The 14550-nt window shown below is 69.1% G+C and carries 20 protein-coding genes; 4 read left to right on the top strand and 16 right to left on the bottom strand.

The window, feature by feature from the left end:
• Positions 1–42 precede the first annotated feature (42 nt).
• The 6 genes from F1734_RS00750 to F1734_RS00725 all read right to left on the bottom strand — a co-directional run bounded on the left by F1734_RS00750 (position 43) and on the right by F1734_RS00725 (position 4986).
• On the bottom strand, positions 43–831 hold the full coding sequence (locus tag F1734_RS00750) for a P-loop nucleotide/nucleoside kinase family protein (RefSeq protein ID WP_238424074.1): 789 nt from the start codon (positions 829–831) through the stop codon (positions 43–45).
• Between the two features lie 27 nt (positions 832–858).
• A complete protein-coding gene (locus F1734_RS00745) occupies positions 859–2304 on the bottom strand; it encodes a CotH kinase family protein (RefSeq protein WP_203011237.1) in 1446 nt (481 codons plus the stop codon).
• A 95-nt stretch (positions 2305–2399) separates the two neighbouring features.
• Positions 2400–3077, bottom strand: a complete 678-nt coding sequence (locus tag F1734_RS00740; RefSeq protein ID WP_048771337.1) for a DUF4956 domain-containing protein — start codon at positions 3075–3077, stop codon at positions 2400–2402.
• 42 nt (positions 3078–3119) lie between these two features.
• Positions 3120–4028 (bottom strand): polyphosphate polymerase domain-containing protein, encoded by a 909-nt coding sequence (locus F1734_RS00735; RefSeq protein ID WP_082170343.1) that lies wholly within the window; start codon positions 4026–4028, stop codon positions 3120–3122.
• 233 nt (positions 4029–4261) lie between these two features.
• A complete protein-coding gene (locus tag F1734_RS00730; RefSeq protein ID WP_203011236.1) occupies positions 4262–4783 on the bottom strand; it encodes a DnaJ family domain-containing protein in 522 nt (173 codons plus the stop codon).
• Between the two features lie 32 nt (positions 4784–4815).
• Positions 4816–4986, bottom strand: a complete 171-nt coding sequence (locus tag F1734_RS00725; protein WP_203011235.1) for a hypothetical protein — start codon at positions 4984–4986, stop codon at positions 4816–4818.
• Positions 4987–5011: 25 nt separating this feature from the next.
• On the opposite strand from F1734_RS00725, the gene F1734_RS00720 reads away from it, so the two are divergent.
• Positions 5012–5533, top strand: coding sequence for a CGNR zinc finger domain-containing protein (locus tag F1734_RS00720; protein ID WP_203011234.1), 522 nt, complete (start codon positions 5012–5014; stop codon positions 5531–5533).
• Between the two features lie 28 nt (positions 5534–5561).
• Here F1734_RS00720 and F1734_RS00715 read toward each other — a convergent pair whose 3' ends face one another.
• The 9 genes from F1734_RS00715 to F1734_RS00675 form a co-directional block, all read right to left on the bottom strand.
• A complete protein-coding gene (locus F1734_RS00715) occupies positions 5562–6341 on the bottom strand; it encodes a putative protein N(5)-glutamine methyltransferase (RefSeq protein ID WP_203011233.1) in 780 nt (259 codons plus the stop codon).
• A gap of 23 nt (positions 6342–6364) precedes the next feature.
• Positions 6365–6655 carry a GNAT family N-acetyltransferase gene (locus F1734_RS00710; RefSeq protein WP_017680134.1) on the bottom strand — a complete coding sequence of 97 codons (291 nt, stop codon included), beginning with the start codon at positions 6653–6655 and terminating at the stop codon, positions 6365–6367.
• Between the two features lie 17 nt (positions 6656–6672).
• Positions 6673–7134, bottom strand: coding sequence for a MarR family winged helix-turn-helix transcriptional regulator (locus tag F1734_RS00705; protein ID WP_054373541.1), 462 nt, complete (start codon positions 7132–7134; stop codon positions 6673–6675).
• A 44-nt stretch (positions 7135–7178) separates the two neighbouring features.
• Entirely contained in the window at positions 7179–7643 is a 465-nt protein-coding gene (locus tag F1734_RS00700) for a carboxymuconolactone decarboxylase family protein (RefSeq protein ID WP_203011232.1), read from the bottom strand.
• Positions 7640–8116, bottom strand: coding sequence for a bacterioferritin (gene bfr / locus F1734_RS00695; RefSeq protein WP_003938723.1), 477 nt, complete (start codon positions 8114–8116; stop codon positions 7640–7642). Before bfr ends, F1734_RS00700 begins: the two co-directional genes overlap by 4 nt.
• A gap of 46 nt (positions 8117–8162) precedes the next feature.
• Entirely contained in the window at positions 8163–8360 is a 198-nt protein-coding gene (locus F1734_RS00690; RefSeq protein ID WP_003938724.1) for a (2Fe-2S)-binding protein, read from the bottom strand.
• Between the two features lie 135 nt (positions 8361–8495).
• Positions 8496–9299, bottom strand: a complete 804-nt coding sequence (locus tag F1734_RS00685; protein WP_371382668.1) for an AIM24 family protein — start codon at positions 9297–9299, stop codon at positions 8496–8498.
• Positions 9248–9949, bottom strand: coding sequence for an AIM24 family protein (locus tag F1734_RS00680; RefSeq protein ID WP_203011231.1), 702 nt, complete (start codon positions 9947–9949; stop codon positions 9248–9250). The genes F1734_RS00685 and F1734_RS00680 overlap by 52 nt, the downstream gene beginning before the upstream one ends.
• Positions 9950–9957: 8 nt before the next feature.
• Positions 9958–10578, bottom strand: coding sequence for an AIM24 family protein (locus F1734_RS00675; RefSeq protein ID WP_003938727.1), 621 nt, complete (start codon positions 10576–10578; stop codon positions 9958–9960).
• Positions 10579–10659: 81 nt separating this feature from the next.
• Here F1734_RS00675 and F1734_RS00670 point away from each other — a divergent pair, with 81 nt between their 5' ends.
• Together F1734_RS00670 and F1734_RS00665 are read left to right on the top strand one after the other, a co-directional pair.
• A complete protein-coding gene (locus tag F1734_RS00670) occupies positions 10660–11400 on the top strand; it encodes an IclR family transcriptional regulator (RefSeq protein ID WP_119700171.1) in 741 nt (246 codons plus the stop codon).
• A 102-nt stretch (positions 11401–11502) separates the two neighbouring features.
• On the top strand, positions 11503–12687 hold the full coding sequence (locus F1734_RS00665) for a 4-hydroxybenzoate 3-monooxygenase (protein ID WP_203011230.1): 1185 nt from the start codon (positions 11503–11505) through the stop codon (positions 12685–12687).
• Between the two features lie 135 nt (positions 12688–12822).
• Here the strand turns inward: F1734_RS00665 and F1734_RS00660 are convergent, their stop codons facing one another.
• Positions 12823–13515, bottom strand: coding sequence for an SDR family NAD(P)-dependent oxidoreductase (locus tag F1734_RS00660; protein ID WP_017680128.1), 693 nt, complete (start codon positions 13513–13515; stop codon positions 12823–12825).
• Between the two features lie 132 nt (positions 13516–13647).
• Here F1734_RS00660 and F1734_RS00655 point away from each other — a divergent pair, with 132 nt between their 5' ends.
• A complete protein-coding gene (locus F1734_RS00655; protein WP_017680127.1) occupies positions 13648–14541 on the top strand; it encodes a LysR family transcriptional regulator in 894 nt (297 codons plus the stop codon).
• The last annotated feature ends 9 nt before the right edge of the window (positions 14542–14550 follow it).

Here is a 14550-nt window from a genome sequence, read left to right as displayed (position 1 = left end):
ACCCGGCAGGCGTCGGAGACACCGGTCACCGGGGTGTCGATGTCACTGCGGTACCGGAGATCCGCCGCCGAGCGCGCAGGGGTCCGTTCCGTCCTGTGTCAGCACGTCGAACACTCGGCTCTTCGCATTGTCGCGGGTGGTGACGACGACCTGGTCCCACGGGCTCCCGGCCGTGGTGTCGTCCTCGTCGGTGAGGTGCGATCGCAGAACGGTCCATCGATGCCAGTGCCGCGCGAACGACGACTCGTTCACAACGCGCCCGCGAGCGTGCTGCCCGGCTTGCGCGACATCGCGGGGTACGTCGAGGAAGACGAGCACCGGCGTCCAGCCTCGCCGCCGCGCCAGGCGAGCCGTCCAGTCGCGTCGGCGGCTGCGTGTGGCGGTGTCGTGAACGGCCACAGGCCCTTCGCTCCGGTGCGGTCCGGCCAGGAGAGTGCGCACCACGTCGAGGGTGTGCATGAGATGGACGAGTGGCCGATACCGGCGATACGGCAGGTCCGGCGGAAGCGCGGCGGCGAGGCCTTCGGCACGGCGTTCCGGATCGAGAACGGTCAGACCCGGGATATCGTGCTCGATCCGGCGAAGCAGGGTGCTCTTACCCGCTCCGGGAATGCCACCGACTATCAGGAAGACGGCACCGGTGTCGCGCCCGGACGGATGTGCCAGGCGGGAGACCGTCGGAGCTGAAGCGGTTATGACGATTCCTTTCCCCGCGAACAGGTTCGCGATCGATTCTGCCGTCTCCAGAATGCCGGCACGGACTGGGCCGCCGCTGAGACCTTCCGAGGTCGGGCTGTGAAACCGGGCCGCACCGCGCGGCCCGCCTCTCACGCCTCGGCCGGTCCCCACTCACGCAGCTCAACTGTCACGCAGCTCCGCGAGCGCAGCGGTGCGCTGCTCGATCCAGGACCGCATCGAGTCCGCACTCGATCGGAGCGAATCGGCCGGGAGCCCGTCGCTCACCGGAACGGTCGCGACGAGGGTGTCGAGCATCTCGAGGGCGCGTCCGCTGCCGTACATCTGGTCGTACAGTTCCCGGTAGGCGTCCTCGTAGACGCCGGTGAAGGCATCGGATCCGAGAAACCGTGTCTTCAGCGCATTGCCGGACTGCATCCGGCCATCTCCCGGGGGCGCGGCTGCGTCCGAGGGCATCGCGCGCGGCTGAGCCACCGCGCCGACGCCGGCGGGTGGGGTACCGCGGCCGTCCTGCCCGGCGCCGCCCCTCGCTCCGGGGTCCATCGAGACGGTGTCGTGCGGGCCGGTCGTGGCGTCACCTTGCATGGCCAGGTTCAGGTCCCACGACACGACGGAGAGCCTGCCCGTCCCGAGGTCGTACCAGAGGTAGTAGTTCTGGCCCGGCCCGCTCATGTCGTCGCCGTTGACGAGCAGATTCTGTGTGGCGACGTACCGCGCGAACGAGTCCACGTCCACCCACTCCGACAGGTGTGCGTCGAACTCCTCGTCGCCCGCCGAATCCAGCCATTCCAGGAAGCGGACGATCGGCTGCAGGTTCCCCGTCCCGACCGCGTTGATCTGCTCGAACTGGTCGGCGTAGTCCGACTGGTCGTCGCCGACATACTCGAACCGCGACGACGCATCCGCCTTGTACAGATAGCCTTCGGAGTCGAACAGGGAGTTCGCATAGGTGTCGTCGGGATGTTCGAGCAGCAGGCGCGTGGTTGTGGCGCTGCCGTTGACCGAATAGACCGTGTACGCGTAACGCTGTGTCGGCTGCTCGGTCTCCGCGGTCAGCGACAAGGCCATCGCCTCGTTGAGCACGGGCGAACCGGGGCGCACCGAGATCTCGGTCATGCCCTGGTAGGCGCGGCCGTCGGCGTTCTCGTCGAAGCTGACGAGCAGCGGCAGCGACGTCGGATCGTCCGCGGTCGCCTGCGACATGCCGCCCGTGGCCGGCGGCTCGAATCCTTCGGGCAGCTCCAGCCCCGCCGGTGGTGCGACGCCCTGACCGCCGACGCGAGTACCGGTGCCGCGCAATCCCATCAGGGTGGAGTTGCCCTTCAATCGCACCGAGACGTCGGTGATCAGCGTGCCGTCGAGGGTGACGTCGGCGGTGACCCACTTCTTCTCGCCGGTGCTCTGGAAGGCGGTGATCATCTCGTCGTACTCCGCGTCGGTGATCTCGACCGAGAGTTCGTGCGGGACAGAGGCGTCGAACAGGTCCACCGTGCCGGTGATGTTGTCGGTGATCTCCGAGGCGATGATCGTCGGGTCGCCGGTGAGGTACGGCCGGATGCGGGTCGCCCCGAACACGGTCGCCAGGATCGTCACGAACGCGACGAACACCGCCAGAAGTTTCCAGTGCTGTCGTAACGACACCGGGATCCGGTGCCGGAGCCGTCGTCGCGGTGGCGGCTGTCCGCCGGTCGGCGTCCCGCCCATCAGATGTCCGTCTGGTCGTAGCCGGTCAGGACCGTCACCCGCTGACCGGTGTTGACCGCGCTCAGGGCCGAGATCAGCTCGTTCGGCTTCGCGTCCTTCTTCAGCTGCGCGGTGTAGTACAACTCGGTCAGCGCCCCGGAGCGGACGGATTCGGTGGAGACCAGCTCGAACTCGGTGCAGTACCGGACGAGCTCGTCTTCGACCATCGCGCTGTACTGCTGCTCCGGCGGTACCTGCACCTTGACGACCTGGCGCCGGACGTCGAGCTCGAACCAGTTGAACTTGCTCATGATCAGCAGCACCAGGCAGATCGCGATCGTCGCGGCGATCGCCAGCAGGTAGAAGCGGGTGCCGGTGGTCATGCCGACGGCCATCACCAGGAAGATGAAGCCCACATCGCGAGTTTCCTTGATGGCGTTGCGGAACCGAACCACCGACAGGGCGCCGACGAGTGCGAACGCGCGGGCGATGTTGGAGCCGACGACCAGCATGATCAGCGCGATCACCATGCCGACCAGTACCAGGGTCTGCACGTAGGACTGGCTGTAGGAGACGTTCTTGTGGGTGTGCCGGTAGACCCAGCCGATGATCGAGGCGAGGACGAACGACAGTGACAGCGACACGATGATGTCGAACGTGGTGAACGTCCCGCTGAGGTCTTGCAGGTCGAAATTCATGAGAGTCCTGGTTCGGTGTAGGGACGGGAACAGGGCGGCAGGTCAGGGCACCGTCGTCGTGGTTTCGAGGAGGCCGGTCGGCGCACGGCCGTCGAAGCCTTGCGGCAGAACGAGTTCGGGAGCGCCGAACCGGGAGCGGGGCGCGAGACCGAACGCCTCGACGGACTGGCAGTACTTCGAGACGCGGACGACCGACATGTCCATGCGGGCAGTGAGATCGGTCGCCCAGTACGGAACGCGTTCGTTGGCCTTGAGTTCGACGATCGCGAGTTTCGGCGGCACGACGAACCGGTTCTGCGCTCCCGACGCGAAGCCGAAATCGCGGTCGCGGCCGTGCACCTTGTGGTCGATCGTCACTCGGAGACCGAGGTCGGCCTCGCGGCCGACGAACGCCTCCCGCAGATATCCCGTGGTCACGATCGGTCGCAGGTCGAGATTGCCGATCAACGTCGTCACCTCGTGGACGAACGGACGCTGCGGGGGATCACAGCCGACCTCCTGCCGTCCGTCGAGCCAGCGCTGCGCCGTCCCGTACGGCATCGCGATGCGCCGCTTCTGGGTGACCCGGTTGACGCGCTGCTTGATCTCGATGTGCACCGGCGTGTCGTGGGTGCATTCGGAAGGGTTGCCGTACAGACGCATCCGCAGTTTTCGCCGGAATCTCAGGCCTTCGATCTTCTCCCAGTAGAACCGCAGGTCCGGCGTGTCGTAGTAGAGCGAGGTGACCGGGTACCCGCCGTGTGGAGAATACGGATCGGTGTCCATCCGTGCCGTGAGTTCCCGGCGCAGGTCGGGAACCTTCAGTTCGTCGACGAAGTACTTGATCTCGTAGCGGTTGAAGGCATGCAGGCTACCGGCGGTCTGCCGGTAGCCCGTCGGTGCGGTGGGAACGGCGTCAGTCGGGGGCATGTCCTGCGGGGTGGACGTGCGGAATCGGTCGAACATTCCCATGGAACCCGGCCTCTCGTCGAAGAACTGCGCTGCGGTGAACGCGATGCGAACGAGACCAGTACAGCCGGTGACTCTCGAGGGATCTTGGGACGTTCCTGGCAGTCTGCTGGCAACGTGCCGGGATCGGGACTCGTACCCGCGACACGAATCGACGAACGCACCGACGACCGCTGTCGCGTACGGCTGCGAAGTGCGCGGCCGTGCGGCACCGACGAAGGCCGTCCCGCGCGTCGTCAGGTTCCGGCGGGCCGGAACCTGACGACGCGGTGCCACCAGCGTCGACGCGGCGGCTCGGCGGTGTACTCACGCAGCGCTGCGGCCGCCGCCGCAGCCCGCTCGGCCCGTTGCGACCGCAGCTCCGCCCGATCTGTGGCCCACTGCCGGACCACCTCCTCCGGGTCGACCCGGTGGATGGGAACCAGGGGACCGCTCGGTGCGCGCAGGCAGTCCACGATTCGCCGGTTCAGCTCCCGGACGATCTGCCGCACCGCCGGCTCGGAGGGCACGTCGCGCACGGTGTCGCGCAACCGCTCGACCTCCTTGCGCAGCTGCAGCGGGGGCGGCAGCAGGGCCTCGGTCGAGAGCCCTTCCCGGCGCAGGTAGTCCTTGACCCACCACAGCTCGTCGTCGCTGCGATGCGGAATCGGCTTGCCCGCGCCACGCAGGTTGTCGAAGTCGCCCCGCTCCTGCGCGACGCGGATCTGGCGTTCGATCCACGACTCGAAGGTGATGTCCGGCCGCTTGCGCTCGGTCATGGAGGCGATTGTCCTCCGCGAGGCGTCGGGTTTCACGCTCGGCGGGTCACCGGGACCGTCGCCGACACGCCGATCGGATCGGGGAGGAGGGGTGTCGAGACCAGGCGCCAGCGGCCGCATGCGCAGCGCTGATACCGCACCACGCCTTCGCTCGTCGGGTGGCGGGAGACCTCGGTCCAGTGGTGGCTGTGGGATGTCGGCATGCCACCAGCGTGGTGTAATGACATTGTGCATCTCAACCCTTACGGCGAGTATGCCGTGCGACTCGCCGCGGAGCTGGTGAACGACCCACCCGCGACAGTCGACGCGCTGGTGTGCCGCTGCCTCGAGGCGGGCCTGGTGATCGACTTTCCCGTCGGCGCCGGCGACCTGCGCGACGTCGAGGCGATGCTCGAACGCTGGTGCGGGATCGTCGACGCGACCGGTGACGCCGAGCGTGCCGCGCTCGTCAACGAGATGCTGGCCGCCGCTTCGGCGTATCCGCGGATGACGAATCACGCGGGGGACGGCTGGCACCTGCACTACCGGGACGATCAGTATTCGCTCGCCGGGGTGCTCGAGGCGCTGATCTCTGTCGGTACGGCCCTGCACCTGGTGGGCCGGGGCATGCACCGACTCGGCCGCTGCGCCCTCGACGAGTGCGACGACGTCTACGCGGACACCTCCCGTAACGGGCGGCAGCGGTACTGTTCGCCGCGGTGCGCGAACCGCGACGCCGTGCGCCGGCACCGCGCTGTGCGCGCCGGCTGAACCGCGCTGCGCGCCGGCTGAACCGCGCTCAGCGCGGCGCGGTGCCGACGACGACGGTCGCGAAGTCGTCGTCGCTGTGTGCCACCTGCGGGGTCAGCCCGTTCCGGTCGAAGCACGCGGCGATCCCGTCGGCCTGCTGCGTGCTCGACTCGACCAGCAGATGTCCGCCCGGCGCGAGCCATCGTCCGGCCGCCGCTGCCACCCGGCGCAGCACGTCGAGGCCGTCGGTGCCGCCGTCGAGGGCGATGCGGGCTTCGTGCTCCCGGGCGTCGGCCGGCAGGAGCGCCAGGTCCGCGGTCGGGACGTACGGCACGTTGGCGAGCAGGAGGTGGACGCGCCCGCGCAGTCCCGCGGGCAGCGGGTCGTAGAGGTCGCCCTCGTACACGTGGCCGCCGAACGCGGCGAGGTTGCGGCCCGCGCACTCCACCGCCGCCGGATCGAGGTCCGTCGCATGCAGTTCCACGTCGGCGACGGCCGCCGCCACCGCGGCACCGAGCGCCCCGGATCCGCAGCACAGGTCGACGACGACGCCCGGCGCGGCAAGCGCGACGGCGCACTCGACGAGGAACTCGCTGCGCCGGCGGGGGACGAAGACCCCGGGGGTCACGTGGATGCGCAGGCCGCGGAACTCGGTCCAGCCGAGAACGTGCTCGAGCGGTTCGCCGGCGGCGCGCCGGCGCACCGAGTCGGCGAGGTCGCCGGGCGTCCGGGCGGCGTCGATCAGCAGCCGCGCCTCGTCCTCCGCGAACACGCACCCCGCCCGTCGCAGGGTGGCGGCGACGGCGGTGACGTCCGGTGGGGGCGGCATGCGGTGGTGCCCGGCGGCGGGTCTCAGTCGGCGAGATCCTTGTATTCGGGATGCTTGTCGATGAAGCCGTCGACGAACGGGCAGATCGCCACGACGCGCTTTCCGCGGGCGCGGACGTCGTCGAGCGCGAACCGCACCAGCGTGCTCGACAGGCCCCGGCCCGAGTAGGCGTTGTCGACCTCGGTGTGGTCGAACACGAGCTGGACGTCGCCGTCGGGGTGGTACTGGGTGTAGCCGACGACGGTGTCGCCGTCGCGCAGTTCGTAACGCTGGCGCTGCGGATTGTGGACGGCGACGACGGACGGGTCGCTCATGGCATTCCTCCGGCTGTTCAGGTGTTCTCGAGCAGGTGCGTGCGCATCGCGGTGTACGTGTCCCCGAAGCGGGTCACGTCCTGGGGGCCGAGCAGGTCGAACACGTAGGAGCGTACGGCCTCGACGTGCCCGGGACTGGCCTGGGCCAGCTTCGTGGCGCCGGCGTCGGTGAGTTCGGCCAGCGTGCCGCGCTTGTCCTCGTCGCATTCGACGCGCCGGACCCAGCCGGCGTCGACGAGGCGGCTGATCGCGCGGGTGACGCCGCTGCGGGTCGTCACGACGGCGTCGGCGAGCGCGCGCATGCGCAGCCGCCGGCCGGGGGCCTCCGAAAGCGCGACCAGCAGTTCGTAGTCGGTGAGGGACATGCCGGAGTCCCGGGTGAGCTGCCGGTCCAGGGCATTCATCAGCAGACGGGTGCTGTCGAGGTAGGCGCGCCAGGTGCGCTGCTCGTCGTCGCTGAGCCACCGGGTCTTCGTCATCAGTCGAGGATAACCGGATGGTTGCTCAGGAAATCAGTTCGGCGTCACTCCTGCGGGGGACGGACCGGGTGCCGGCTGACGATGGAGACCCGGTTGAACGTGTTCATCGCCACGGCCACCCACGCGATCGCGGAGAGCTGGTCCTCGGTGAGGCGGGCGCGGGCGAAGGCGTAGTCCCGGTCCTGGGTACGACTGTCGGGCAGCTCGGTGATCGATTCGGCGAGGGTGAGGGCGGCCTGCTCCTGCTCGGTGAACAGGTCGGTGTCCCGCCAGGCCCGCAACACCGCCAGCCGCTGAGTGGTCTCGCCCTCGCGCAGGGCGTCCCGGACGTGCACGTCCAGGCAGTAGGCGCAGCCGTTGATCTGGGAGACGCGGATGTTCACCAGCTCCACGAGCCGACGCCCGAGTCCGGCGTCGGCCGTGGCCTGGCGTATCGCTTGGGCGACCGCGATCTGCGCCCGGTACACCGGGCGGGTCTGCTTGTCGATCGCGACGCGCTTGTCGCTCACTCCGGCGGTGAGACGTGCACAGAGATGTAGAGGGGTTCGCCGAGCTGCTCGAGCAGGCCCAGCTGGGTTTCCAGGTAGTCGATGTGCTCTTCCTCGTTCGCGAGGATCTCCTCGAAGATGCGGGCCGAGGTGATGTCGTGGACCGAACGCATGTACTCGGCGCCCTTGCGGAGCCGGTCGCGGGCCTCGATCTCGACCTGCAGGTCGGCCTCGAACATCTCCTTGACCGTCTCGCCGAGCCGCAGCGTGCCGAGGCGCTGGTAGTTGGGCAGGCCCTCGAGGAACAGGATCCGGTCGGTGAGGGTTTCGGCGTGCCGCATCTCCTCGAAGGATTCGGCGCGGGTGTGCGCGGCGAGCTTCGTCCAACCGTTGTTGTCCTGCATCTTCGAGTGCAGGAAGTACTGGTTGATCGCCGTGAGCTCGGCGGTGAGCTGCTCGTTGAGGTACTCGATGACCTTCTTGTCGCCCTTCATGGCGCCTCCCGGGGACCGAACGCGGATCGACCGCCGGGTATCGGGTCTAGACGGCGGTCTCGAGTTCGATCCTCTCATCCCGGTCGCGGGATGCGCGAACGATCGCCGAGATATTCCGGACGCAGCGTCCGCAGTCGGTGCCCGCGCGGCAGGCCGCCCCGATCTCGCGTGTGCAGCGCGCGCCGGCAGCGATGTGGGCCTCGATGTGCCGGTGCGAGAGAGCGTGGCAGCTGCAGACGATCATCGAGGCCCTCCTGGACGTACTACTTAGGTTCACCAAACCTTACCTCACTGAGGTGTGGCTTACCTGTGATGGTAGTCACAGTCCGGCGGTGGGCGCCCCGGGCAAGTGCCCAGTCCCGACCCAGGGCGCCCGGGCTCAGTGCTGCTGGGACTGCAGCTGCGACGCCACCACCTGGTTGATCCGCTGCAGACCACCGGGGGTCAGACCGGGCAGCTGCCCTTCGATCGTCCGGACGACCGCGCTGTCGTCGATCACCTTCTCGCTGGACTGGATGAGCACGGTCCCGGCGCCCGTGAAGTCGAACTGCCGTTCCTCCCCGGACTGCACGCCGAACATGCGCGCCCCGGCGGCCACGAAGCCGTTGACCCAGGCCTCGTCGTAGTGATGGCTCGGTGACGGGCAGTCGGCCCAGCCGACGAGCGCCTCGGGGTCGACCCGCAGGGGCGGCTCGGCGAACATCACCGGCCCGTTCGACGAGGCGAGGAACTTGCCCGTCCCGATCAGGGTGAGAAAGCCCGGCACGATCGACTGGTTCAGCGACAATCCCGGCTCGAACGCGAGCAGGTTCGCGGCCCGGATGGTCAGATTCCCGTCGTCGAGGTCGTAGGAGTTGATGTCGTAGCCCCGGTCGCCGAGGATCAGCTTCCCGTACCCCTCGGCGACGACGTAGTCACCCATGTACAGCGGCGCCGAGAACTGATGCGCGACCATCTGCAGCAGCTGCCCCTGCAGTCCGTGCGTGAGCGAGGTGAACTGCACCTGCCCGTAGTAGGCGATCATCGCGCCCTTGGACAGGAACCACGGGCTCTGCAGGTCGATGCAGAAGGCGTAGTGATTGCCGGGCAGGTTGTCGCTGCCGACGAGATGAGAGGGATTGAGGACGACGCTCACAGTTTCTCCTCGGACGCTTGCACGTAGACGATGCCCTGACCGGTGCATTCGAGCTGAAGACCCTCGCCGCCGCTGCGGCCGGCGTTGCGCCAGCTCATGGCGGACTTCAGTTCCGTCCGCACCGGTCCGGACGCGGCGATGAACGACTGCGGGTCGACGACGACCGGGGCCGGACCGCCCACCTGCAGTTCGAGGAAGCCGCCGTGCCCGAGCAGCACCGCGGTGCCGCGCCCCGACAGCTGGGTGGTGAACATGCCGCTGCCGGTCACCATGCCCGTCGCGGCGTTGCGCAGCGCGCCGAGGAAACCGCCGCCCCCGCCGCCACCGCCCGCCGGCGGCGCCGACATCGACACCACCGAACTCTGCAGGCTCGCGGTGTAGCCGAGCAGCCGCGACGCCTCCACCCGCAGGTCACCGCCGGCGGACAGGTCCACCACGTGCACCTCGAGGCCGCGGAAGCCGTAGTGGACGACGCCGTTGCCCTGCGCGAGCATCGTGCGTTCGTGCTCGCCCTGCATCATCCGTCCCGCCATTCCGGCGATCCCGCCCATGCCCGGCATCCCGCCGGCGCCGGGCACCTGGTGCGGAGCGAACTGCACCATGCCCGTATAGAACAGCATCGCCCCGCGGCGGGCGACGACCGGACCGGACTGGTTCAGATCGACCTTGACGACCTTGCCGTTGATCTTCGAGAACATGCTCTCCCTCACCGCTCCGCCGGCTGGATGGACACGACGCCCATGCCGTCCCACCGCAGCGAGAACGCCTCGCCGCTGCCCTGCCCGACGAACGTGCGCCACGAGACGTCGGTGACGAACGACTGGCTCAGCTGTCCCTTCGCGCACACGAACGCGTCCGGGTCGACGACGAGCGGATACTGCGGGGATACCTCGAGGTGGATCAGCGGACCGCCGGCCGAGAGCAGCGCGACCTGCCCGCTCCCGGTGACCGTCGTGGTGAACAGGCCCTGGCCGCTCATGTTGCCGCGCACCCCGGCGAACGTGACGTTCGTGCCGAGGTTGCCGTTCAGGGCGAGCAGCTGCTCCGATTCGACCTGCAGCGTCTCGTTGTTCAACTCGAGCACCGTGACGTCCTGACCCTGGTGGGCGAGATAGACCACGCCGTTGCCGCTGCACTCCATCAGCGACAGGCCCTCCCCGGTGGCCCGCTGGCGCAGTCCGGCCAGCACGCCCTCGCCCCCGCCGAACCCGGCCGACTTGAACTGCACCTGGCCCTCGTACGCCACCATCGACCCCGACAGTGCCCGGACACTGGTGTTGTTCAGGTGCGCCTCTATGACCCGTTTCGATTTCTCGACCAGTCGCATGCGGCAAGACGATAGACGCTCGGCCGCCGGTTCGCCCTTCCGGCTCGACGCCCGGTGGCGCGGACACTCCACAATGTATGCGTGCCCGATGCTCCCGACCGGTCCCTGCTCGGCCGTGCCTTCGCAGTGCTGGGCGCGTTCACCGCCGAACGGCCGCGCCTGACCCAGTCGGAACTGAGCCGCCGGACCGGACTGCCCCTGCCGACGGTGTTCCGGTTGTGCGGTCAGCTCGTCGACGCCGGAGCTCTCGAGCGCCGGGCGGACGGCAGCTACCAGATCGGGGTGCGGGTGTGGGAACTCGGTGCCCTCGCGCCGCGGGCTCACGGTCTGCGCCAGGTGGCGATGCCCTATCTCGAGGACCTGTTCGACGCGACGCGGGAGAACGTGCAACTCGTCGTCCGCGAGGGACTCGAGGCCCTGTACGTGGAGCGGCTTTCGGCGCGCGGTGCCGTGCCCGTCGTCGGCCGGGCCGGTGGCCGGCTGCCCCTGCACGCGTCGAGCGGTGGGTTGGTGCTGCTCGCCCACGGCGGGCCGGAGCTGCTGCAGGAGGTGCTCGATGCCGGACTCGAACGGTTCACCCCCGCCACGATCGTCGACGAGTCCCGGCTGCGGCGGGTGCTCGACGACATCCGGCGGACCGGTGTCGTGATCGCCCGTGAGTACCTCAACGTCGGCACGATGGCGATGGCGGCGCCCATCCGGGAGCGCTCGGGCCGGGTCGTCGCCGCGGTGTCGGTGGTGGTGTCGGTCGAGGCGGATGCCGCGCCGCTGATCCCGGCGATGCGGGCCGCCGCCAGCGGCATCTCCCGCAGGCTGACCTGAAAGCCGTCTTTCGGTGAGTGAAAGCGGGGGGTGACGACGTGGTCCTTCCTCCCGGACAGTGAGGGGCATCACCGATCGTCCCCGTTTCCGAGGAGTCTTCCCATGAGCGAGTCCCGCCCCCAGGTCGCGATCGTCGGCGCCGGCCCTGCCGGCCTGATGCTGTCGCACCTGCTGCATCTGCGCGGCATCGAGTCCGTCGTGCTCGAGGCGCGCTCCCGGGAGGACATCGAGGCCACCATCCGTGCGGGCGTGCTCGAGCAGAACACCGTCGACCTGATGGTCGAAACCGGGGTCGGCGACCGGCTGAAGGCCGAGGGGTACGAGCACCACGGCGTGGAGTTCCGTTTCGGCGGCCGAGGACACCGCATCGCGTTCGACGAACTCGTCGGCCGTGCGGTCACCGTCTACCCGCAGCACGAGGTCAACAAGGACCTCATCGCGCGCCGCCTCGCCGACGGTGGCGACATCCGCTTCGGGGTCTCCGACGTGCAGGTCCACGATCACCTCACCGATCGGCCCTATCTCACCTACACCGACCCGCAGGGCAACCCGCAGCGTCTCGATGCCCGGCTCGTCGCCGGATGCGACGGCTCGCGCACCAGCACCCGCGGTCTCATCCCCGAGCCGCAGATCCGCACCGACCACTTCCGTCAGTACCCGTTCGCGTGGCTCGGCATCCTCGCCGAGGCGCCGCGCTCGTCCGAGGAGCTGATCTACGCGCGGCACGAGCGTGGCTTCGCGCTCGTCTCGACCCGGACCGCCGACGTGCAGCGGCACTACCTGCAGGTCGATCCGGACGACGACATCGCGAACTGGTCCGACGACCGCATCTGGAGCGAACTGCACGCCCGGGTCGACGGGGAGGGTGCCGAGATCAAGGACGGCCGGATCTTCGAGAAGTCGATCCTGCAGTTCCGCAGCTTCGTGTGCGAACCCATGCAGCACGGCAACCTGTTCCTCGCCGGCGACGCCGCGCACACCGTCCCGCCCACCGGCGCCAAGGGCCTCAACCTCGCAGTCGCCGACGTCTTCGTGCTCGCCCGGTCGATGGACGAGTACCTCGCCCGCGGCGACCGCGCCCGGCTCGACGGCTACACCGAAGAGGTCCTGCCGCGCGTGTGGCGGGCCCAGCACTTCTCGTGGTGGATGTCGTCGATGCTGCACACCCACCCGGGCAACAGCCCGTTCGACAACAAGCGGCAGGACGCCGAGCTCGACGCGGTCACCCGCTCCGTCGCGGGACGCACCCTGATCGCCGAGCAGTACACCGGCTGGCCGCTGGTCTGAGACGCGGGAGTTCGCTGCGCGGTCCGCTCGGCGTCGGCCGACCGGTCGCGCCGAGCGGGCCGTGACTGCGGCATCGGCCGAGTAGCTCCGACGACAAGCTCCCGCTGGACGCGACATCCTCCCGCTCACGGGCCGTCAGTACGACGCGCGGCCGCCACTCGCGTCGTACACGGCGCCGGTCGAGAAGCTCAGCGCGTCCGAGGACAGCCAGGCGACGAGTTCGGCGATCTCGTCGGGCCGGCCCATCCGGGCCATCGGCGTCAGGCTCTGCGACCGGGCCAGGATCGCCGGATCCGTTCCGGCGTTCATCGGGCTCTCCACCGCCGCGGGCGCAACCACGTTGGCGAGCACCCCGGTGGTCGCGATCTCCTTGCCGAGCGACTTCGTCAGCGCGATCACCGCGGCCTTGGACGCGGAGTAGGCGCTCTGGTTCGGGTTGCCGTCCTTGGCGGCGATGCTCGCCAGGTTCACCACCCGGCCCCAGCCGGCGTCGATCATGGCGGGCACGAAGGCGCGGCACATGAGGAACGTGCCGTCGACGTTGATGCGGAACGTCCGCTGCCAGTCCGTCAGGGCGGTGTCGACGAGCGGGGCCGACGGACCCACCACCCCGGCGCTGTTGACGAGGATGTCGACCCGCCCCAGGCGTGCGCGCAGCCGGTCGACGGCCTGGGGATCGGTGACGTCGACGTGCTCGTCGGCACCGTCCGCGACGTCGGCGGTGACGACCCGGATGCCTTCGGCGGACAGCCGCCTCGCGCAGGCCGCACCGATTCCGCTCGCCCCGCCGGTGACGAGCGCGGTCGCGCCCGAGGGATAGGTCACCATGCGCTCGCTCCTCGCGGGTGTGCCGGTAGTAGTCTGAATCCATGTGCGAAATCGAAACAATCGACGACGCACCATGTATGGATCTGGATATACGGCTGTAGGCGCAGCCGTCAAGTCCCCGGAGGGATCGAGATGGAGATCCGCTGGCTTCAGGCCTTCGTCGCCGTCGCTGAGGAACTGCACTTCGGGCGGGCGGCCGCCCGCTTGCAGATGGCGCAGTCGCCGCTGAGTCAGACGGTGCGCAAGCTCGAGAAGGACCTCGGTGTGCCGTTGTTCGAACGCAATACGCGCAGCGTCGCTCTCGCGGCCGGGGGGCATGCCTTCCTGCCCCACGCCTACCACATTCTCGAAAGCGTCGAGACGGCACGACAGGCCACGCGCGCGTCCGCCGGCGGTGTGTACGGCCGCATCAAGATCGGGTTCACCGGTGTGCTGAACCATATTTCGCTCCCCCCGTTGACGCGGGCGCTGCGGCAGCGGTACCCGGACATCGAACTCGATCTCGTCGGCCGCATCATGACCCGTGAGGCCGTCACCCAACTGGAAAGCGGCGCATTGGATCTCGCGTTCGTCGGGCTGCCGGTCCAGTCCACGGCGGTGGCTACCCGGCTGATCCGCCGCGAGTCGTTCGGCGCCGTGCTGCCCTCCGACCACCCGCTCGCCGGGGAGGCGGAGATCGACCTGCACGACCTCGCGGACGACGGCTTCATCACCACGCCGCTGTCGGCGGGGTCGGCCCTGCAGGAGAGCGCCATGCGGGCCTGCCTCGACGCCGGATTCCGCCCGCGCGTGGTCCAGGAGATCACCGACCCGTACATGATCCTGGTGCTCGTCTCGGCCGGCGTGGGAGTGGCGCTGATGACGTCGAGCATCGCGACGATCACGCCGCCGGGCACGGTCTTCGTCCCTCTCGCCGACGAATCCGTCTACATGCACCACGGGATCGGCTGGTCACCGCGCCGCGTGTCCCCGGCGCTCGAAGTCGCCTTGCGGGTCGCCGAGGAGATCCTTCCCACTCCGGATTGAGACGACAAT

Origin of the sequence: Rhodococcus ruber, assembly GCF_016804345.1 — a bacterium.
Lineage (GTDB): Bacteria > Actinomycetota > Actinomycetes > Mycobacteriales > Mycobacteriaceae > Rhodococcus > Rhodococcus ruber.
Note: the sequence above shows the minus strand (reverse complement) of the source record. Positions and strands in the feature narration are given on the sequence as shown.